Source organism: Pseudomonas sp. P1_A1 (assembly GCF_056406935.1).
Genome location: NZ_JBFTZE010000006.1, coordinates 216,432 through 235,908, shown reverse-complemented (window position 1 = coordinate 235,908; position 19,477 = coordinate 216,432). Strand labels below are relative to the sequence as shown.

Below are 19,477 nucleotides of genomic sequence, written 5' to 3'. Positions count from 1 at the left end.
AAGTTTTTATTCATTGTCCAGCCTGGCCTTATGGCCTAGGTAACCACCATGATGGCGAATACCATAATCGTGGCGCGTGATTCCTTTTTCCTCCATCAGCGTTAGAGTAATAGCGTCACTAATCGCGCTCATGACTGCGATGCTCGCGCTTGGAGTCAAGCCCAAGTAGCAGGGTTCTTCTATAATTCCCATATCGAGAACCAGATCAGCGTTGTCCCTGAGTTCACTTTCTGGATGAGAAGTGATAGCGATAACTTTCCCGGAAGTAAGGTGCCGGCTGAACTTAATCAGTTCAATGACTTCTCGAGTTTTCCCACTGGTAGAAAACGCAAAAATCAGGTCATTTTTCTCGATGACGCCGAGATCACCATGAGCGGCCTCTGCGGGATGAATGTAGACAGCAGGGGTTCCCGTTGAACAAAGCGTCGCCGCGAATTTCTTAGCGATAAACCCCGCTTTGCCGATGCCGGTGATGATCAGTTTTCCCTCACAGGTTTTCATCAGTTCAATGGCTTGGTCGTAACGATCGTCGATTTCAACACTGCTGATAGCCTTGGCTTCTGCAGCCAAAATACCTTTGATTCTATTCAGTCTTTGGCTCATGGCGAGTACCTCGCGCCTATGGAAGTTTTATGCGGTGGGAATCTCGGCCAGAAGCTTGTCTGGCCAAGCATCATGCTTTCAACCGAGTACCGCCCGAGAGCGCCAGACCATCATCTTCTCGACTTGCATTTCCTTCATGGTGTGCGGGATCCCACCTACGCCATGACCGGACAACCGCGCTCCGGCGAACGGCATCCAGTCCACTCGGAACAGTGTGTTCTCATTGATCATGACGGCAGTAGCGTCAAGGTTCTGGTAACACTGCATGGCGGTGTCCAGATCCTGGGTGAACACTGCGGCCTGAAAGGCAAACGGCAGGGCGTTAGCCAGCTTAATTACATCTGCGAGGTCTTCGTAGGCGTACACCGCGATCACCGGTCCGAACACTTCTTTCTGCATCACATTCGAGTTAATCGGCGGATTTAACAACACCGTGGGCGCATAACAGTTGTGACTCAGCGAACTACCGCCTGTGATCAAGCGTGCACCACCGGCAATGGCCTCATCGACCCATTGGCCAACTCGCTCAACTTCGCGTTCGGCGATCAGTGGGCCGACGTCGGTATGGATGCTAGCTGGATCACCGACCATCAAAGCATTACCTATATGGCCTAGACGCACCGCGACCTGTGTGGCGATGCTGCGGTGACAGAAAACTCGCTGCACACTGACGCATGCCTGTCCGGCGTGCCAGAAACCGCCGCGGGCGATACGTGGCAGGGCGTCGTCAAGGTCAGCGTCGACAGCGACGATCACCGGCGCCACGCCGCCGTGCTCCAAAGCACAACGAGTGCCTGGGGCAAGGGTCGAACGCAACATCCAACCGACGGCAGCGGACCCAATGAAGCTAAAAAAACCTACTCGCGGGTCAGAAACCAACTTGCCGGTAATAGCGTTTTCAGTTGGCAGCACCATTTGAGCCCAGCCTTTTGGCAGGCCAGCTTCAGCCAAAATATCGAGCAGGGTCTGGCAACTGAGCGGAGTGTTGGATGCGGGTTTTACGATCACTGGCGCGCTGACAGCAATGGCCGGTATCACCTGGTGCACAATCAAATTGAACGGATGGTTGAACGCCGAGACCGCGGCGACTACGCCGATAGGTTCATATTGGGTGAACGCCACACGATTTGCGGAAGTAGCGTTTAAGCCCATGGGGACAACATGACCGGCTTCAGTGCGAAGTACTTCGATGCAGTTGAGGATTCCGTCGATGCCGCGCTCTACTTCAGTGATGGAGTCCTTCAACGGTTTGCCGCCTTCGTTGGCGGCCTGGGTCGCAATCTGTACCTTGCGCGTACTGATCAACTCGGCGGCGCGGTGCAGGATTTCTATGCGCTTTGGCTTTGACAGCCACTGGTTACGGTCGCGGAAAATACTATGCGCGACAGCCAGCGCCTGCTCCACATCTGCCAGGGTAGAGACCTCCACTTTGCCAATGACAGTGCCATCGTAAGGGGAGTGTACAGCCAGGGTTTGTTCAGACATTGGGCTCACCTATCCATTAACGCGATACGCAATGCCCCTAGCCAAAGTGAGCAGGTTTCGCCGCCTACTCTGGTCTGGGGGGGCAATCATCCAAGCGGTAACCTATCCCGCGTACGGCGGGTAGTCGATATAGCCTTCGGCTTCGCCCTGATAGTAGGTGTCACGATCCGGCGGCGTCAGCGGCCAGCCATTTTGCAGTCGCGCCACCAGGTCGGGATTGGAGATAAAGGGTTGGCCGAACGCCGGCAAGTCGATCAGATCGGCTTCGACCAATTCGCGGGCACGCTCCAGTGTCATGTTTCCAGCCAGGATCAATGCGGTCGTGTTCAGGCCTTTGCGGCAGCTGCGTAGGAGTGCCTTCAATGCATCCTCGCGGGCTATCGAATTCTCAGCTGCCAGGAAAAAGTGTGTTTGATCCATGACGTGAACGTAGGCAATATTTCGCTCGCCCAGACCCGCGCAGAGGGCCATGTAGGTTTCGTCGATTTCCGGGTAGAGCGGCATGTCCATCAACTGACCGTAAGGCGAAATACGGATGCCCACACGATCTGCGCCGATGCGCTCGCACACAGCGTCCACCACTTCGAAAACAAAACGCAGGCGGTTTTCCAGGTTCTGCGAGCCGTAGTGATCGGTCCGGTCGTTGACCATCGGGTTGATGAACTGCTCGAGCAGATAGCCGTTGGCGCCATGCAGCTCAACACCATCGAAGCCAGCTTCTATGGCATTAGCAGCGGCCTGGGCGAAGTCTTCGACCACGCGGCGTACTTCGTCGGTCGCTAAGGGACGGGGCGTGGATGTCGGCATAAAACCTGGCTCACCGTTCTCGGTGTAGGCGTAGGCTGTAGCGCCATTTTCAGCCTTCCCGGTTGCGCTGACAGGTGCGGCACCGTCGATTTGAAGCGAGGTGTGGGAGACGCGACCCACATGCCACAACTGGGCGAAAATCTTGCCGCCGACGCTGTGCACCGAATCAGTGGCGAGTTTCCAGCCAGCAATTTGCTCTGGCGTGTAAATGCCTGGGTTGAACAGGTAGCCCTGGCCCTCTCGCGAGATAGGCGTACCTTCGGTAACTATCAAGCCAGCTGTTGCGCGTTGGGTGTAGTACAGCGCCGTTTGTTCAGTGGCGATGTCTTGAAAAGCACGGGAGCGTGTCATCGGGCCCATGACGAAGCGGTTCTTCAGAACCAGGTCGCCCAGTTTGAAATCGTTAAAAAGACTCAAGGTAAAATTTCCCGCGTGGAATGTTGACGTTGGCGCAATCAGCAGGCCATCGATGGCTTGATGGCCTGCCGACCCGAGGTCAAGGTTTCGGAAGTGGATGGTCAATGAACATTTGGTTGAGATAGTTCACGACATCGTGTTCGCCCGGGCCTGCGCTATTGCGCAGTTGGCGGCCAGCATCAACGACGACCTCGGTTGTCGCAGTCTCCAGCAACGCCATCGTTTGCTCGATGAAGGGCTCCAGTTGCAAGGCGCGTTCGTCACCGCTTTTATAAACGAGGTCGGTATCAACCCAAGGTGGCGCAATTTCCAGGACGTGCACGCTGGTGTTGCGCAACGCGAAGCGTTGGGAAAGCGAATAAGAGTGGATGGCGGCTTTGGTCGCGGAATAGAGCGCGAACATTGCCATCGGAATAAAAGCAGCGGTGGAGCTATTGTTGATGATGTACGCCAGTGGTTGGCGTTTCAGGTGTTCGATGAACGCGCCACTGATACGTACCGGTGCCAGCAGGTTCGTGTCTACCAGGTAAGTGGATTGTGCATCGTCGAGCGGGCCCGTTACATCGTCGAACGGCATGATGCCGGCGTTATTGATGACGACATTCAATTCCGGGTACTTATGGATGAGATCTGCCGCGACGCTGGCGATCTCCGCCGGGTTACTCACGTCGATTTCTACCGAATCTATACCAGGGTTGGCTTGTGTGATTTCATCCAGCAGTGCCTTGCGGCGGCCGCCGATAATTACCTTGTTTCCTTTACTGTGAAAGGCCTCGGCAAGCCCGCGTCCAATGCCAGAAGTTGCTCCTGTAATAAATATAGTATTGCCACTGATTTTCATTGCAGGTACCTCTGTGGAGAGTTGTGGTTAGGGATTTTTTCGTCGAAAAAACCTTAATGAAAATGTTTACGCTTACCTGATTTAGTTTGGCCGCAGGAAGTGAAATACAGCCGGCAGCCAGTCAGATGACGCCTGCACCCAGTCAATCCAAGAGTTAAAAATGGAGCATGCGAAGACAACAAACACCCAACGCATGCGCCAAAAAAAATCACGATTCAAATGCTTTTTTATTAGCACGAACGAAGTCGCTAACTGTTTGTGGAGGCTGACCCGTCACCTCGCCAATCACTCCATCTTCACCAGCAAAAATTCCGTTCTGGTAGTCGATAGCAACGGCAAGGAAATGCTGGATCAAAAAGTCCGGCAGATTGTAGGTCTCCAAGTGCTTGCTATATTCTTCGATGGTCGATGGGCTGTAGGTGATAGTTCGGCCTACAACGCTGCTGATCTCATCGGCAATTTCTTCGTGGTCCAGTTCGACCGGGCCATAAAGTGGGTAGGTCTTTCCGATATGACCAGAAGGCTGCGTGAGAACGGTGGCGATAAATCGAGCTTGATCTTCAGCGGCAATCGGCGCGTGTCTTCCATCACCATATGGCAGCGTGATCTTGTCTTCTTTAACGATCTGATCAAGGACCCACGGGAAGATCAGCCATTCAGCAAAGAACGTCGGGCGGATATGGACGGTCGGCACACCAGACCAGTCGAAAATGCGCTCGGCAATCCAATGGTCGCGGGCCGCGTGGCTCAACGAGTCTTCACGAGCAGAAATCTGCGACATTTCCACGACGACCTCGACGCCCGCTCGTTTAGCAGCATCTGCAAAGTAGGCAGTCGCCTGGATGTAGCCTGGCCGAACGGGGTAACACAAATAAGCACCTGTGATCCCATCCATCGCCCGGATGATGTCGTCATGCTCCAAGAGATCGCCAACAAATATTTCGGCGCCCTCATTCTTTAGTGCTTCGCTACGTTCGTCTTCTTTGTGAACGAAAGCTCGTACCGCGTGCCCTCCGTTGAGGAGATAACGAATGGTATACACGCCTGTTTTTCCGGTGGCCCCGGTGACGAGATACTTACGTTGCTGCATGATAAATTCTCCGGTGTTGGTGATACGCACGTTGCTCGGCGGAGGACACTGCGTCAGGTCTTATCAAGACTGAAGTGTCGTAGAGCGTTCTGCTGCGCAACGTCGTTTGTCAGCTGTCGAAGGGGGCGTTATCAATCAGGTCGCACACGTTCGGGCAATCGAAACCATGGATGTGGCGACGTCCGACGTCAGCGAGCCCGGTGCCGATGGCAGTAAAAGGTTTTTTCCGGGCGACTTCGGCTACTGCCTCGGTAAAGGCGGCCTTCATCCCGATACGAGGGTAGAGTGCGAGGGCATCTTCGATCAGCGAAGGCGTGATCTGCTCAATGTTCAGCCCCATAACGTCGACATGGGCGCCGAGGTAAATGAGGGCAATCTCCGGCTGTTTGCGGTCGGCGATGCCAGCACTCGAGTGAAGCGCGATTGCATCCCACACGAGTTCAGTTTTCGACTTCGAATAACCGTTCTCAAGCAGGAAGCGGCTAGCGGCATCTGCGCCGTCGACTTCAAAGCGTTGGTCGGCAGAGAATTCGTTTGTCAGTCCCAGATCGTGTAAAAGCGCGGCGAGGTAAACCGTCTCGCGGTCGTATTTCAGACCACGTTGTTGGCCCAGGAATTCGGCAAACCACCATGTCCGGTGCACGTGGTGCAAAAGCGCCTTTGAGTGGACGCGTTCGACGAGGGCAGACGCTTTACGGGCGAGTTCAGAGTCTGGAGCACTGAAGCCACCGATGATGATTGGTGTACTCATGATTGCTTCCTCAGCGTTGAATCGGGTTGAAGTTCAGTCTAGGTATTTTTGCTTGGCGTAATTGACTATTTACGGTCTTTTTGTGCCAATATGCTTATCTCGTATGTGTGGGGAGATAGCCGTGAGCAAGTCAACGAAAGCAAGCCATCCGCTTATCAGTGCTAAGCAAAAGCGAGTGGTGATTTTGGGGTTGCCTCCAGTGGACTCGCTCGATGTGACCGGCCCAGCTGAGGTGTTTGCCTTTGCTAATCGGTTGCATCGCGGTGACACCGCACCCTATCTACTCGAGCTGGTCGCTGCAGGCGCCAACGAGCACCTGGAGAGCAGCACGGGCATCGCGCTGATGGCACACAAGACGCTTGACCAAGAACGTAGTGACAACGAAGCAATTGACACGTTGATCGTGACGTCGGGCTGGAAAGCTCGGGAGCAGGTGGACGAGTCCGCTATCAATTGGATAAGAACAAAGTCCGAGAGTGTTCGGCGGGTGTGTTCGATCTGTGTCGGGGCGTTCGCTCTGGCTGAGACAGGACTTTTGGATGGTCGCAGGGCAACGACTCATTGGCGTATGGCGCGAAGCCTGGCCGATAGCTACCCCCAGGTGCAGGTCGATCCTAATCCGATCTGGGTCAAGGACGGCAACGTCTACACGTCAGCCGGTATTTCCGCCGGCATCGATCTTGCGCTTGCGTTGGTCAGCGAAGATTTGGGCGATGAAGTGGCTATGGAGATCGCGAAAAATCTTGTCCTCTTTCTGCGGCGTCCTGGCGGGCAGGCGCAGTTCAGCGTTGCTCTTCAATCACAGCATGTTCCTGGTTCCAATCTGGATGAGTTGTGCCTGTGGATTGCGGAACACCTGCACTCGGACCTGACAGTAGAAATACTCGCGGACAAGTTCTCCACCAGCGTCAGGACGTTAATCCGCTTGTTCCAACGAGAGTTGCAGACCACGCCGGCGAAGTATGTCGAGGACGTACGAATAGAAGCTGCCTGTCGCTCGATTGAACTGGGTGGACGGTCTATGGAAGAGGTCGCGCGGCGGAGTGGCTACCACAGCGTGGATGTCCTGAGAAAAGCCTTCGTGCGGCGGATTGGCGTGAGCCCGAAGGAGTATGCACAACGCTTCTCGCCCAATGGCGAGATGGCGTAGTTCGCTGCGATGGGCAAAAGACTAGGGCGGCGGCATAAAATGCCGCCGTCCCCATTACGGAAAACGAATTCACTCCGTAAGTCAGTGCACATGCGGCTTGCAAATGGTGCCTGTCATAGGGTTTTTCAGAAACGGAACTGTGTCGGGTGACAGCGCCATCCAAATCCCCATGGCTCCGAGGAACACGGCGATTGGAATCGCGAGCTTATGCCCATTGGGCAGTACCTTTTCAGCGAACATCAACAGGGTCAGCAATGCCATCCAGATAGGACTCATGACGCCGACAGCGAACATCACCGCCATCATTGCCCAGCAGCAGCCCACACAGACCATGCCGTGTCGCGCGCCCATCAGAACAGCCCCGAAATCGCCCCCTCGCCAATATTGAGCGAAAAAAGACAGCGGCGAACGGCATCCCGTAAGGCAAACATTTTTCAAGGCCGAGACCTGGAAGATTCCCGCGATAATCAAAACAGCGCCAGCCCAATAGGGACCAGCGCTGTACCACGCAAGAAACTCGAGGTTGAGGGCACGAATCGCGTAGTCCAGCAGATAGGCCGCCAAACCGTAGCCGATCCAGGCGACGCCATAGCCCGCTATAAAGCAAGCCATGCGCCGCGTTCGTGCAAGTGATTTTCCTCCGCGGGACTTCAGCATGGCGGCAAACGCCGCAATGTAGTTGAGTTCTGACGGCAGCATCATTGCCGTCAACATGACAACCCAACCAATAAGGTAGGCGGGTAAGTCGTGTAGCGGGGTTCCTGGCCCCTCATCCATGTCACCCATGACCACCAGCATTTCGAACCAGGCGGCGAGGCTGAGCGCAACGACAACTATCGTCCAGCCTAAGCCCGCTTGACCCCGCCCGAGCGCAGAAGCTGCGGATCGTGAAGCGGAGAGGACCGATTTCATCATGGTGCGTCCGGTCCGTGCCAGTCGAAGGGGATATGCTTACTCGCTTGGCCGGCCGGGATGTTTTGATCGAACCCAAATGCCTTCCAACGGCCCGCAACGCTTTTGCCCCAAGTCACGGGCGCGTCGGTGGGACCGACTTCGCTGCCGGGTGGATTGAAGCTCTGCAGCAGTTTGGTCGGATCGGAGGTCGGCCCCTTCATGGCCTGGCCACTCGCTTCGACCTTGTCATCGACGGTCACCCGCCAGTGTTCGAGCGTGCTCTCGATGTCGACTGAAATCTTCGCAAACTCGACACCCCTGAGCTCACGCACGTGCGTTGGTACGAACTGTGTCATCCAGCCGCCGGCCTGGCCGGTGAAAATTGCCGCCAAGGCCGCTCGCTGTGCATCGTCGGCGGCAGAGTCGAGGAATACGCCTGCATCCAGCCAAGCGCCGTCCCAAAGGTTGCCGGTGAAGTTTGCGAGCAGGACCACTTTCAGGCCTGCCATGGGTGTCGGACCGTAGTGACCCTCATTGATTCGGTACGCCCACAGCACTTCGCAATGATTGCCTGTGGGAGGTTGAGCGAACGTGCATGGGCACGGTGAGTTGCACGAACAGACGTCCAGCCATTCACCTGCAATTCGCCACTCTGGAGTTGCGACTGTTGCTACTTCGTTTGTCATCTCCTACCCCTTTCGTTTGGTGGTGAAACTTTTGACATGATGATTCGCAGGCGTGATAGTGTCTCGTGGCGATATCGACATAAACAGGGTGAATACCGACACATGACCAGACCTCTCACAATTGAAATCGGCATCGTCCTTTTTCCTGGCGTACAGCTTGCGGCCGTGCACGGTTTGATTGATCTATTCGGGGTTGCGGATCGCTTTGCGGCGCAGCACTACAAAGAGGAGGGCGTTTTCCTGCAGGTCAGCCAATGGCAGGTTGAGGGACCCAGTGGCATACCTGTCAGAGTCGGGGAGAAGGCGGGGGAGGCCGGCGGCTCTCCTACAGTGCTATTGATGCCACCTCGCTTGGGTACGCAAGTCTCGTCGCAGGAAGCTGCACCGTTTGTTGACTGGCTCCTCGGCCATCATCGCGCGGGCACAACGTTGTGTTCTGTCTGCGGAGGGGCTTTCCTGTTGGCTGAAACCGGTCTGCTGACGGGGCGATCGGTCACCACGCACTGGGACCATGCCGACTTGTTTCGGCGAAGGTTTCCCGATGCGCATCTTGATATCGACCGCCTTGTCATTGATGACGGCGACATCATCAGTGCAGGGGGGCTGATGGCGTGGATTGATCTCGGCTTGAAGTTGGTCGACCGTTTTCTAGGGCCGGTCATCATGGCGGAAACCGCACATTATTTGCTGGTAGATCCGCCCGGCCGAGAGCAGCGCTACTACAGTGCTTTTTCTCCAAACCTGACTCATGGCGACGCCCCGGTTCTGAAAGTCCAGCATTGGCTACAGGCGACGGGTGCGAAAGATACGGCCCTTGCGTCGCTGGTTCTGCGCTCCGGCTTGGAAGAAAGAACGTTTTTGCGGCGTTTTCGCAAGGCCACGAGCTTCACCGCCATCGATTATTGCCAGAGGCTGCGAGTTGGCCGTGCCCGTGAGATGCTGCAATTCAGTACGTTGCCGATCGAGGCTATTGCGTGGGAAGTTGGTTACAGCGACCCCGGCGCGTTCCGCAAAATTTTCATCAGGGTTACTGGGTTGACCCCGGGCGAATACAGGCAGCGGTTTAGCGTCAATCGAATCTAACTTGAGCTCAATGCCTTAGACCTAAGTGCTCGGTCGTTATGTCATTCATCAATTTCGAGGGAGCGCACTGGAGATCATTCGCAGATCTCCATAAGGTTCAGCAAATCTTCCGCGCACTCTTGCGCAGAAAGCGATTGAGACAGGCCGAGGCGCAGCGTTCCCCTGTAGTCATAAACATAGCTCGTGGTGGAGTGAGACAGTGTGTACGTCGATCCGCTGGGAATTTTCTCGTAGGCCACATTGAACTCTTTCGCGGTGGCGGCCGTTTCCTTCGGCGTGCCGTAAAGGGCAACAAATGATGGATCAAAGGATTTGACGTAGGCATCCAGTCTCGCCGGTGTATCCCGTTCGGGGTCTAAGGTGACGAATATGACCTGGAAACGCTCGCCGTCTTTGCCCATCATTTTTTTGATTTCTACCGCGCGAGCCAAGGCAGTGGGGACGATCGAAGGGGATTTGGTAAAGCCAAATATCACCATTGGCATCATGCCGCGAAAGCTTGAGAGCGACGTCTCATAGCCATCGGTATCCGTTAACTTGAATGTGCGCCCAAGTATCTGATTACTCAGATCCTTGCCGTACTTGTACAGCGGCCTACCTCCAGAATCGCAGCCGGCCAGTAGGCTGAGACTCAATACTCCTAAGTCTGCAATAACCTTGCGGCGACTTACCAAAACACTCATTCGTCTAGCCTCGTTCGGTCACTGGCACGGTGTCGAAAAATGCCGCTCACTCGAATTTTGCTCCTTGAAAATGAAGTCGCCAGATGTTTAACGTGTCTTTCAGTTTGGCAATATTAACTATTTACAATGATTTGTGCCAATATGCGCCCATGACAAAGGTGGGAGCGGGCCGTGAAGAAAAAGACCAGTGCAACTCATCCAACTGTAGGTCGGACGCAAAAGCGAGTGGTGATTTTGGCCATGCCGCCCATAGATGCGCTCGACGTGGTTGGACCCGCAGATGTGTTCGCCTTTGCGAATAGTCTGTACGACAGGGAGGCTGCCCCCTACGTACTTGAGTTGGTTTGTTCGGATGCTAATGAACATCTGGAGAACAGCGCCGGCTTCAAACTCACAGCGCACAGGACGCTTGCGCAAGAGCGCCTCGAAAACAAAGCAATCGACACGTTGATCGTGGCTGCGGGCTGGGAAGTAATGGGTCAGCTTGATGAGGCGGCTATCATATGGATTGGCTCGCAGTCCGAGACGGTGAGGCGCCTGTGTTCGATAAGTGTAGGTGCGTTCGCACTTGCCGAGGCAGGAGTCCTGGAGGGGCGCAAGGCCACGACGCATTGGCAGATGACGCGCGCGCTGGCTGAGCGCTATCCAAATGTACAGGTTGATCCAGATCTGATCTGGGTCAAAGACGGTAATGTGTACACGTCGGCTGGCACATCCGCCGGGATCGATCTTGCACTGGCATTGGTTGGCGAGGATTTAGGCGATGACGTCGCTTTGGACATTGCGAAAAACCTGCTCCTGTTCTTGCGGCGTCCTGGTGGACAGGCACAGTTCAGTGTCACCAGTCGGTCGCAGGATGTACCCGGTACGAATCTGGGTGAGCTATGCCAGTGGATCAGGGAAAATCTAAATTCGGAACTGTCAGTCGAAGCACTGGCCGGCAGGCTTTCCACAAGCATCAGGACGTTATTACGCATGTTCCAGCAAGAGCTGCAGACTTCGCCGGCAAAGTACGTCGAGGACGTTAGGGTGGAAGCAGCCTGCAGAGAACTTGAGCTTGGAGGGCAGTCGATATCAGAAGTCGCGCGTCGCTGTGGTTACCACAGTGTGGATGTCTTAAGGAATGCATTTGTGCGACGTCTTGGGGTTAGCCCAACGGAATACGCACAACGTTTCTCCCGAAATGGCGAGTTGACCTAAGCGTTGTAAATAGTCAGAGCTCTAGGGGGCTTGTATCTCTACCAGTTTCCCATCGCCGTTTATGTCAATGGTTTCAGCGTCGTCATTGGATTGCTCGGCAGTGCAGTCCAGCAGGTGATACTGCAATCCAGCCCACCCAAGTAGTTGCCGTACCATCTAACGTGATCTGCCGCTAGTCGATCAGACGCCCACGTTTCAGAGGTGTTTCGCGAGAGTCTTCGATCAGGGCTGAGGATGGTTTTAGTTTGTCCCCATATGAAAAAAATTGAATGGCGCTACGCAGCCCGCTCTTTTGGTGCGGGAGCAGTAGGCCAAGCACTGATCACCGACTGCAGAAACTGCTCGGATAACTCAGGCTTGTTCAACGCCCTGGCAATCAGCATGGCCCCTGCGATCGATGACAGGATGCGCAGCGATTCCAGATACTTCTCGTCATGGCTTTCCCCATCGACCAACGCCATCAACGTTTCGATCAAGCGTTCGACGCCTTTGGTGAAGGAAACACTGACGGTCCCACCCGTGCGGGCCACGTCGGCGCCCAGCGCGGGGATAGGGCAGCCCTCGGTCCAGTTATCAAGATGCGCTTGCGTCAAGTAACCCTTGATCAGTTCGGGAATGGATTTGGCGTTTTGCCAGTCCTGGATATTGGACTCGAACGTCCGACTGACGGCCTCTGAGGCTAGTTGTTCCTTGCCGCCCGGAAACTGTCCGTAGAAGCCGCCATGGGTCAGGCCCACGGAGCGCGACAGTTCACCAATGCCGATGCCATCGATGCCCTTTTCCCGATACAGCCGGGACGCAGCCGTGAGGATCGCTTCTTTGTTCGCGGCGGCCTGGTCTTTTGTGACTTTCATGAGACTGCTCCTGTAGCCCAGTCGGTTGCACTTGGGAAAAGCGTCGCTGAGAGGCTGGTATTTATTATGGGCGTCATATAAGGTCGTTGCAATGGCTTTGCCCGAATCGACGCAAGTCTGTCGGATCCCGAGCCTGTGGCTCAAGTTGAAAATCTCTACGTGGACCGGACTCATGAATCGTAATGATCTGCGCAGTATCGATCTGAACCTGTTGGTGGTGTTCGAGGCGCTCATCCAGGAACGTAATCTCACCCGCGCCGCCAAGCAATTATCCTTGGGCCAGCCTGCGGTCAGCGCGGCGCTGGTGCGTTTGCGCAAGCTGTTCAACGACCCTTTGTTCGAGCGCATCGGTCGCCGGATGGTGCCCACTAAGCGAGCGTTGAATGCTGCGCAGGCGTTGGGGCCGGCGCTGGATTCCGTTTGTACCGTGCTCACCAATACCAAGGTTTAAGCGGGATCGATCCTTTTTTTACCCTTAAACATGATGGTCATCATTATTGGTGATAGCCAACTTCACTCCGTTCAATTCGTCGCGACCTCGCGCGACGCCGAGAATCCGGAAATTCCCAAACCGTCTGGCGGACACTACCTATGGAACAGTCACTCAAACCTTTGCGTTATCCCCTTGCTGCACTGGCGTTGGTAGTGCTTACCGCGTGTGAACGCACACCCAATGCCGCCCAGGCGCCGGGTGCGCCGCACGTCACCGTGGCCAAGGTGCTGGAGCAACCCATTACCGAATGGGACGAAGTCACCGCCCGCCTGGAAGCGCCGGAAACCGTCGAGGTTCGTCCTCGGGTAACCGGGCAGATTGATCGCGTAGCCTTTAACGACGGCGCGCTGGTGAAGAAGGGCGATTTGCTGTTCCAGATTGACCCACGCCCGTTCGAACACGAAGTGCATCGCATCGAGGCGCAGCTGCAACAGGCGCGCGCCACCCTGGTCCGCACCGGCAACGAAGCGCAGCGGGGCCAGCGCTTGTTGAGCAGTAACGCGATCTCCGCCGAGCTGGCCGACACCCGCACCACCACCGCGCAGGAAGCCCGGGCCGGGGTCGATGCCATTCAGGCGCAGTTGGACCTGGCGCGCTTGAACCTCAGTTTCACCCGCGTCACCGCACCGATCACTGGCCGGGTCAGCCGGGCGGAAATCACCGCCGGCAATATCGTGACCGCCGACACCACACCGCTGACCAGCGTGGTCTCCACCGACAAGGTCTACGCCTATTTCGATGCGGACGAACGCATGTTCCTCAAATACAGCCTGCTTTCCCGCCAGGGGCAGCGCGGTCAAGCCACGCCGGTGTACATGGGTTTGTCGAACGAGGAGGGCAACAGTCACCTCGGGCAGATGAACTTTGTCGACAACCAGGTCAATCCGAAAACCGGCACCATTCGTGGTCGCGCGGTGTTCGATAACGCTGACGGGCAGTACACCCCCGGTCTGTATGCGCGCTTGAAACTGGTGGGCAGCGCCGCCTATCCCGGCCTGCTGATCAAAGATGAAGCGGTGGGCACCGACCTCGGCAAAAAATTCGTGCTGGTGGTCGATCAGGACAACAAGGCTGTTTATCGCAGCGTCGATTTGGGACCGAAACTTGAAGGCTTACGCATCGTGCGCAGCGGTCTGCAAAAAGACGATCGTATCGTCATCAACGGCCTGCAGCGCGTGCGGCCCGGCGCGGTGATCAGTCCTGAGGATGCGCCAATGGCGAGTCCTGAAGTCGTGTCGATCCTTGAGCAAAAACGTCAGGCGATTGAAGCCTCCCATCAGCCGGTTTCCACGCAATCACCTGCACTAGCAGCCGCCGCACCTCGCGGATAAGGAGCACCGACATGAAGTTTTCCCAGTTCTTTATCACGCGACCGATCTTCGCGGCGGTGCTGTCGCTGCTTATCCTGATTGCCGGCGCGATCTCGCTGTTCCAGCTGCCGATCAGCGAATACCCGGAAGTGGTGCCACCCACCGTGGTCGTCCATGCCAACTACCCCGGCGCCAACCCGAAAGTCATTGGTGAAACTGTAGCGGCGCCTCTGGAGCAAGCCATCACCGGCGTCGAGAACATGTTGTACATGTCCTCGCAATCCACTGCGGATGGCCGACTCACCCTCACCGTGACGTTCGCTCTGGGCACTGATCTGGATAACGCCCAAGTTCAGGTGCAGAACCGTGTGACCCGCACCGAACCCAAGCTGCCCGAGGAAGTGACGCGTATCGGCATCACCGTCGACAAGGCCTCTCCCGAGCTGACCTTGCTGGTGCATTTGGTGTCACCGGATAAGCGCTACGACATGCTCTACCTGTCGAACTACGCGATTCTCAACGTCAAGGATGAGCTGTCGCGCCTGGACGGTATCGGTGACGTGAAGATGTTCGGTATCGGTGATTACTCGCTGCGTATCTGGCTCGATCCGAACAAGACCGCTTCACGCAATCTGACTGCGACCGACGTGGTTAACGCAGTGCGCGAGCAGAACCGTCAGGTCGCTGCCGGGCAACTGGGTTCGCCGCCAGCGCCAAACGCCACGAGCTTCCAGATGTCGATCAACTCCCAGGGGCGGTTGGTCAGCGAAGAAGAGTTTGAGAACGTCATCGTTCGAGCCGGCCCTAACGGCGAAATCACCCGTCTCAAGGACATTGCCCGGGTCGAGTTGGGTTCCAACCAGTACGCCTTGCGCGCCTTGCTCAATAACGAGGAAGCGGTGGCGATGCCGATCTTCCAGCGTCCGGGGTCCAACGCCATCGACATCTCCAACCAGGTGCGGGCGAAGATGGCCGAACTGAAGAAGAATTTCCCGGAAGGCATGGATTATGAAATCGTCTATGACCCGACGATCTTCGTCCGCAGTTCGATCGAGGCGGTGGTTCACACCTTGTTCGAAGCGCTAATCCTCGTGGTGCTGGTGGTCATTCTGTTCCTGCAAACCTGGCGCGCCTCGATCATTCCGCTGGTTGCGGTGCCGGTGTCGCTGATCGGCACGTTTGCCGTGATGCACCTGTTCGGCTTCTCGCTGAATGCGCTGTCGCTGTTCGGTCTGGTCCTGGCAATCGGGATCGTGGTCGACGATGCGATCGTGGTGGTGGAGAACGTCGAACGAAACATCGAGTCAGGTCTTGAACCGGTAGAGGCGACCAAAAAAGCCATGGGCGAGGTCACCGGGCCGATCATCGCCACGGCGCTGGTGTTGTGCGCGGTGTTCGTCCCCGCAGCCTTTATTTCGGGCCTGACCGGGCAGTTTTACAAGCAGTTCGCCCTGACCATTGCCATCTCGACGGTGATCTCGGCGTTTAATTCCCTGACCTTGTCGCCGGCATTGGCCGCCGTGTTGCTCAAGGCCCACGGAGCGCCGAAAGACCGCTTCTCCAAAGTGCTGGATCGTTTGCTCGGTGGCTGGCTGTTCAAACCCTTCAACCGCTTCTTCGACAAGGCCAGCCATGGCTACGTGATTGCCGTGGCCAAGGTCATTCGGGGCAGCAGCGTGGCCTTGCTGGTCTATGCTGGCCTGATCGCAATGACGTACGTGGGCTTCAGCACCACGCCAACCGGCTTCGTGCCGACCCAGGACAAAAAGTACCTGGTGACCTTTGCGCAATTGCCGGACGCGGCGAGCCTTGATCGCACCGAGTCGGTGATCCGCCGCATGAGCACCATCGCCATGAACGAGCCGGGTTTCGACAGCGCTGTGGCATTCCCGGGCCTGTCGATCAATGGCTTCACGAACAGCCCGAACGCCGGTATCGCCTTCATCGGCTTGCGGCCCTTCGACGAGCGCAAAGACCCGAGCCTGTCCGCCGGCGCGATTTCCGCTTCGCTGAACGCCAAGTTCGGTGGCATCCAGGACGCCTACATCGCAGTGTTCCCGCCGCCTCCGGTTCAAGGGTTGGGTACCATCGGCGGTTTCCGCTTGCAGATTGAAGACCGGGGCAACCTGGGTTACGAAGAGCTGTACAAAGAGACCATGAACATCATCGGCAAGAGCCGCAGTGTTCCGGAACTGGCCAATTTGTTCACCAGCTACACCGTCAACGTGCCGCAGGTCGACGCTGCGATTGATCGGGAAAAAGCCAAGATCCATGGCGTGGCCATCAACGACATCTTCGACACATTACAGGTTTACCTGGGCTCACTTTATGCCAACGACTTCAACCGTTTCGGGCGGACCTATCAGGTCAACGTGCAAGCCGAACAGCAGTTCCGCCAGGAGCCGGAGCAGATCGGTCAGTTGAAAGTACGCAACAACAAAGGCGAGATGATTCCGCTGGCCACGTTCGTCAAGGTCAGTCCGACCTCCGGACCTGACCGCGTCTCGCACTACAACGGCTTCGTCACCGCGGAAATCAACGGCAGCGCCGCTCCGGGCTACAGCTCCGGCCAGGCCCAGGCAGCGATAGAAAAGTTGCTGAAAGAAGAACTGCCCAACGGCATGACCTACGAATGGACCGACCTGACCTACCAACAGATTCTGTCCGGCAACACCGCGCTGTTGGTGTTCCCGCTTTGCGTGCTGTTGGCGTTCCTGGTCCTCGCGGCGCTGTACGAGAGCTGGAGCCTGCCATTGGCGGTGATCCTGATTGTGCCGATGACCCTGCTGTCGGCGATTGCCGGGGTGATCATTTCCAAGGGCGACAACAACATCTTTACCCAGATTGGCCTGATCGTGCTGGTGGGCCTGGCGTGCAAGAACGCGATCCTGATCGTCGAATTCGCCAAGGACAAACAGGAGCAGGGCATGTCGCCGCTGGAAGCAGTGCTGGACGCCTGCCGCATGCGGCTGCGGCCGATCCTGATGACGTCCTTCGCCTTCATCATGGGGGTGATTCCGCTGGTGACCTCCACGGGTGCCGGCTCAGAAATGCGCCGGGCGATGGGGGTTGCGGTGTTCTCCGGGATGCTCGGTGTGACCTTCTTCGGCTTGCTGCTGACGCCGGTGTTCTTCGTGCTGATTCGTCGCGCCATCGAGCGCAAAAACGCGCGTAAAGCGGCTCGTGTTAACCAAACCCATTCGCTGAATTCGGAGGCTCACTAATGAACGCTTTCAAGCTGTTTTTACCAAGCCTTCTGGTTGTTGCGTTGGCCGCCTGTACCGTGGGCCCCGACTACAAAACACCTGACACCGCGCCGGCCACTGTCGTGTCGGTCCAGGGCGGCCACTACGATCAATCGCGGTTTGAAACGGTGTGGTGGCAGCAGTTCGATGACCCCACGCTCAACCAGTTGGTGAGCAAATCCCTGGAAGGCAACCGCGATCTGCGCGTCGCCTTTGCCCGCTGGAAAGCGGCCCGGGCGATTCGGGATGACGTCAGCAACGACAATTTGCCGGTGGTCACCAGCCGCGTCAGCAGTCAGCAGGGCAAAGGGCAAGTGCCCGGCCAGACCGAAAGCCGAGTCCATCAGGAGCGCTACGACCTGGGGCTGGACATGGCCTGGGAAGTCGACCTGTTTGGCCGCATCCAGCGTCAACTGGAATCCAGCGACGCCCAGGAAGATGCGGCGGCGGCCGAGTTGTATCAACTTCGCGTGACCATGATCGCCGAGTTGGTCGATGCCTATGGCCAATTGCGAGGCGCGCAACTGCGGGAAAAAATCGCCCTGGCGAACCTGAAGAATCAGCAGGATTCGCGCGCGGTGACGGTCAGCCTGCGCGATGCTGGCGTGGGCAATGAACTCGACGTGGTGCGTGCCGACGCGCGCTTGGCGGCGGTCGAGGCCACGGTGCCGCAACTGCAAGCGGAGCAGGTGCGGCAGAAAAACCGCATCGCCACGCTGTTGGGAGAGCGTCCGAATACCTTGAGCGTGTCGTTGAGTCCCGCCGAGTTGCCGGCCATTGCCAAAGCGCTGCCGATCGGTGATCCCGCCGAACTGCTGCGCCGGCGCCCCGATGTGCTCGCCGCCGAGCGCCGGCTAGCGTCCGCCACGGCTGAAATCGGCGTGGCCACTGCCGACTTGTTCCCGCGGGTGAGCCTGAGCGGCTTCCTCGGCTTCACCGCCGGCCGTGGTTCACAGATTGGCTCCAGCGCCGCCCGGGCTTGGAGCTTGGGTCCGAGCATTACCTGGGCGGCATTTGACCTGGGCAGCGTGCGGGCGCGCATCCGTGGTGCTGACGCCAATGCCGAAGGCGCCCTGGCCACCTATGAGCAGCAAGTGCTGCTGGCGCTGGAAGAGTCGGAAAACGCCTTCAGCGACTACAACAAGCGCCAACAACGCTTGTTGTCGTTGATCAAACAGAGTGAGTCGAGCCGCGCCGCCGCTGACCTCGCGGCCATCCAGTACAAGGAAGGGACCGTGGATTATCTGGTGCTGTTGGACGCAGAACGCGAGCGGCTCAACGCCGAAGATGCCCAAGCTCTGGGTGAAACCGATCAGTACCGCGGCATCGTCGCGATCTATAAAGCGTTGGGAGGAGGGTGGAATAGCGGCGGTGGAAACGTCGCGGCGATTAACTGAACAGATCCTAAAAAAACCTTAGGAAATTCTGAGTATAAATCTTGCGCAATGCAGCGTAGTTAGAACAATCCGAACGGGCAACACATCTTGTTGACCCCGTTCACTTGAGGCGACTTTAGTCCCGCTGGACGGCTGGCTATGACTGTCTGATTCTATTCTTAATGAAAAGAATTCCGATCGAAGTGAAAAGTCATGCCAGTTTTAGGGTTACGGCCGTCGCGCGCTGCACGCGCTTTCACGGCAAAGGTACCAAAACCAACCAAGGTGACGTTCTCACCACTTTGCAACGCAGTGGATATGATGGTTGTGAGGGCTTCCAACGCGCGTCCGGCAGTGGACTTCGGGCGGTCGGTGGAGCTCGCTATGGCCTCGACGAGGTCGTTTTTATTTATGTATGGCTCCTTCTGCTGGCTGAATGGTGACGAGTAATCTACTCAGATAGTTCGGGCATATCCAGCACCAAACCGCTTTCCGGCCCTTTGCGGATG

General features: G+C 56.8%; 18 protein-coding genes. 7 read left to right on the top strand and 11 right to left on the bottom strand.

Features of this window, described 5'->3' with window-relative positions; genetic code table 11:
- Positions 1-6: 6 nt before the first annotated feature.
- From AC1D2Q_RS11655 to AC1D2Q_RS11630, 6 genes are all read right to left on the bottom strand, one after another.
- Entirely contained in the window at positions 7-603 is a 597-nt protein-coding gene (locus AC1D2Q_RS11655; protein WP_008071439.1) for an SIS domain-containing protein, read from the bottom strand.
- 78 nt (positions 604-681) lie between these two features.
- Positions 682-2,088: an aldehyde dehydrogenase family protein gene (locus AC1D2Q_RS11650; RefSeq protein ID WP_477813268.1), complete on the bottom strand. Its 1,407-nt coding sequence runs from the start codon at positions 2,086-2,088 to the stop codon at positions 682-684.
- A gap of 102 nt (positions 2,089-2,190) precedes the next feature.
- Entirely contained in the window at positions 2,191-3,312 is a 1,122-nt protein-coding gene (locus tag AC1D2Q_RS11645; RefSeq protein ID WP_477813267.1) for an alkene reductase, read from the bottom strand.
- A 79-nt stretch (positions 3,313-3,391) separates the two neighbouring features.
- Positions 3,392-4,153 carry an SDR family oxidoreductase gene (locus AC1D2Q_RS11640; protein WP_024777175.1) on the bottom strand — a complete coding sequence of 254 codons (762 nt, stop codon included), beginning with the start codon at positions 4,151-4,153 and terminating at the stop codon, positions 3,392-3,394.
- Between the two features lie 208 nt (positions 4,154-4,361).
- The gene (locus AC1D2Q_RS11635) at positions 4,362-5,243 is read right to left on the bottom strand and encodes an NmrA family NAD(P)-binding protein (RefSeq protein WP_477813266.1); all 882 of its coding nucleotides are present in this window, start codon (positions 5,241-5,243) and stop codon (positions 4,362-4,364) included.
- Positions 5,244-5,352: 109 nt separating this feature from the next.
- Positions 5,353-5,994, bottom strand: coding sequence for an HD domain-containing protein (locus AC1D2Q_RS11630; protein WP_024777177.1), 642 nt, complete (start codon positions 5,992-5,994; stop codon positions 5,353-5,355).
- A 103-nt stretch (positions 5,995-6,097) separates the two neighbouring features.
- Between AC1D2Q_RS11630 and AC1D2Q_RS11625 the strand changes: the two genes are divergently transcribed.
- Complete coding sequence (locus tag AC1D2Q_RS11625; RefSeq protein WP_427544555.1) at positions 6,098-7,144, top strand: GlxA family transcriptional regulator; 1,047 nt, start codon at positions 6,098-6,100, stop codon at positions 7,142-7,144.
- A gap of 81 nt (positions 7,145-7,225) precedes the next feature.
- On the opposite strand, the gene AC1D2Q_RS11620 is transcribed toward AC1D2Q_RS11625, so the two are convergent.
- Together AC1D2Q_RS11620 and AC1D2Q_RS11615 are read right to left on the bottom strand one after the other, a co-directional pair.
- Positions 7,226-8,059, bottom strand: a complete 834-nt coding sequence (locus tag AC1D2Q_RS11620; protein WP_427544492.1) for a DUF2182 domain-containing protein — start codon at positions 8,057-8,059, stop codon at positions 7,226-7,228.
- Positions 8,056-8,724 carry a DUF1326 domain-containing protein gene (locus AC1D2Q_RS11615; RefSeq protein ID WP_008075253.1) on the bottom strand — a complete coding sequence of 223 codons (669 nt, stop codon included), beginning with the start codon at positions 8,722-8,724 and terminating at the stop codon, positions 8,056-8,058. Before AC1D2Q_RS11615 ends, AC1D2Q_RS11620 begins: the two co-directional genes overlap by 4 nt.
- Positions 8,725-8,826: 102 nt before the next feature.
- On the opposite strand from AC1D2Q_RS11615, the gene AC1D2Q_RS11610 reads away from it, so the two are divergent.
- Positions 8,827-9,807 carry a GlxA family transcriptional regulator gene (locus AC1D2Q_RS11610; RefSeq protein ID WP_477813265.1) on the top strand — a complete coding sequence of 327 codons (981 nt, stop codon included), beginning with the start codon at positions 8,827-8,829 and terminating at the stop codon, positions 9,805-9,807.
- A 74-nt stretch (positions 9,808-9,881) separates the two neighbouring features.
- Here the strand turns inward: AC1D2Q_RS11610 and AC1D2Q_RS11605 are convergent, their stop codons facing one another.
- Complete coding sequence (locus AC1D2Q_RS11605) at positions 9,882-10,490, bottom strand: SCO family protein (protein WP_193861961.1); 609 nt, start codon at positions 10,488-10,490, stop codon at positions 9,882-9,884.
- Between the two features lie 171 nt (positions 10,491-10,661).
- Between AC1D2Q_RS11605 and AC1D2Q_RS11600 the strand changes: the two genes are divergently transcribed.
- Complete coding sequence (locus tag AC1D2Q_RS11600) at positions 10,662-11,690, top strand: GlxA family transcriptional regulator (RefSeq protein ID WP_477813264.1); 1,029 nt, start codon at positions 10,662-10,664, stop codon at positions 11,688-11,690.
- A 275-nt stretch (positions 11,691-11,965) separates the two neighbouring features.
- On the opposite strand, the gene AC1D2Q_RS11595 is transcribed toward AC1D2Q_RS11600, so the two are convergent.
- On the bottom strand, positions 11,966-12,544 hold the full coding sequence (locus tag AC1D2Q_RS11595; RefSeq protein WP_008433961.1) for a TetR/AcrR family transcriptional regulator: 579 nt from the start codon (positions 12,542-12,544) through the stop codon (positions 11,966-11,968).
- Positions 12,545-12,716: 172 nt separating this feature from the next.
- On the opposite strand from AC1D2Q_RS11595, the gene AC1D2Q_RS11590 reads away from it, so the two are divergent.
- The 4 genes from AC1D2Q_RS11590 to AC1D2Q_RS11575 all read left to right on the top strand — a co-directional run bounded on the left by AC1D2Q_RS11590 (position 12,717) and on the right by AC1D2Q_RS11575 (position 18,989).
- Positions 12,717-12,995, top strand: a complete 279-nt coding sequence (locus tag AC1D2Q_RS11590) for a LysR family transcriptional regulator (protein WP_024777185.1) — start codon at positions 12,717-12,719, stop codon at positions 12,993-12,995.
- A 140-nt stretch (positions 12,996-13,135) separates the two neighbouring features.
- The gene (gene mexE, locus AC1D2Q_RS11585) at positions 13,136-14,368 is read left to right on the top strand and encodes a multidrug efflux RND transporter periplasmic adaptor subunit MexE (RefSeq protein ID WP_063321046.1); all 1,233 of its coding nucleotides are present in this window, start codon (positions 13,136-13,138) and stop codon (positions 14,366-14,368) included.
- 11 nt (positions 14,369-14,379) lie between these two features.
- Entirely contained in the window at positions 14,380-17,571 is a 3,192-nt protein-coding gene (locus tag AC1D2Q_RS11580) for an efflux RND transporter permease subunit (RefSeq protein WP_477813263.1), read from the top strand.
- On the top strand, positions 17,571-18,989 hold the full coding sequence (locus tag AC1D2Q_RS11575) for an efflux transporter outer membrane subunit (protein WP_477813262.1): 1,419 nt from the start codon (positions 17,571-17,573) through the stop codon (positions 18,987-18,989). Before AC1D2Q_RS11580 ends, AC1D2Q_RS11575 begins: the two co-directional genes overlap by 1 nt.
- Positions 18,990-19,147: 158 nt before the next feature.
- Here the strand turns inward: AC1D2Q_RS11575 and AC1D2Q_RS11570 are convergent, their stop codons facing one another.
- Complete coding sequence (locus AC1D2Q_RS11570; protein WP_081499309.1) at positions 19,148-19,381, bottom strand: HU family DNA-binding protein; 234 nt, start codon at positions 19,379-19,381, stop codon at positions 19,148-19,150.
- Positions 19,382-19,477: the final 96 nt, after the last annotated feature.

What these genes read in the sequence shown, in the direction of transcription:
- AC1D2Q_RS11655 (WP_008071439.1), bottom strand. Translation starts at nt 603, where the DNA reads ATGAGCCAAAGACTGAATAGAATCAAAGGTATTTTGGCTGCAGAAGCC.
- AC1D2Q_RS11650 (WP_477813268.1), bottom strand. Translation starts at nt 2,088, where the DNA reads ATGTCTGAACAAACCCTGGCTGTACACTCCCCTTACGATGGCACTGTC.
- AC1D2Q_RS11640 (WP_024777175.1), bottom strand. Translation starts at nt 4,153, where the DNA reads ATGAAAATCAGTGGCAATACTATATTTATTACAGGAGCAACTTCTGGC.
- AC1D2Q_RS11635 (WP_477813266.1), bottom strand. Translation starts at nt 5,243, where the DNA reads ATGCAGCAACGTAAGTATCTCGTCACCGGGGCCACCGGAAAAACAGGC.
- AC1D2Q_RS11630 (WP_024777177.1), bottom strand. Translation starts at nt 5,994, where the DNA reads ATGAGTACACCAATCATCATCGGTGGCTTCAGTGCTCCAGACTCTGAA.
- AC1D2Q_RS11625 (WP_427544555.1), top strand. Translation starts at nt 6,098, where the DNA reads ATGTGTGGGGAGATAGCCGTGAGCAAGTCAACGAAAGCAAGCCATCCG.
- AC1D2Q_RS11620 (WP_427544492.1), bottom strand. Translation starts at nt 8,059, where the DNA reads ATGATGAAATCGGTCCTCTCCGCTTCACGATCCGCAGCTTCTGCGCTC.
- AC1D2Q_RS11615 (WP_008075253.1), bottom strand. Translation starts at nt 8,724, where the DNA reads ATGACAAACGAAGTAGCAACAGTCGCAACTCCAGAGTGGCGAATTGCA.
- AC1D2Q_RS11610 (WP_477813265.1), top strand. Translation starts at nt 8,827, where the DNA reads ATGACCAGACCTCTCACAATTGAAATCGGCATCGTCCTTTTTCCTGGC.
- AC1D2Q_RS11605 (WP_193861961.1), bottom strand. Translation starts at nt 10,490, where the DNA reads ATGAGTGTTTTGGTAAGTCGCCGCAAGGTTATTGCAGACTTAGGAGTA.
- AC1D2Q_RS11595 (WP_008433961.1), bottom strand. Translation starts at nt 12,544, where the DNA reads ATGAAAGTCACAAAAGACCAGGCCGCCGCGAACAAAGAAGCGATCCTC.
- AC1D2Q_RS11590 (WP_024777185.1), top strand. Translation starts at nt 12,717, where the DNA reads ATGAATCGTAATGATCTGCGCAGTATCGATCTGAACCTGTTGGTGGTG.
- mexE (WP_063321046.1), top strand. Translation starts at nt 13,136, where the DNA reads ATGGAACAGTCACTCAAACCTTTGCGTTATCCCCTTGCTGCACTGGCG.
- AC1D2Q_RS11580 (WP_477813263.1), top strand. Translation starts at nt 14,380, where the DNA reads ATGAAGTTTTCCCAGTTCTTTATCACGCGACCGATCTTCGCGGCGGTG.
- AC1D2Q_RS11575 (WP_477813262.1), top strand. Translation starts at nt 17,571, where the DNA reads ATGAACGCTTTCAAGCTGTTTTTACCAAGCCTTCTGGTTGTTGCGTTG.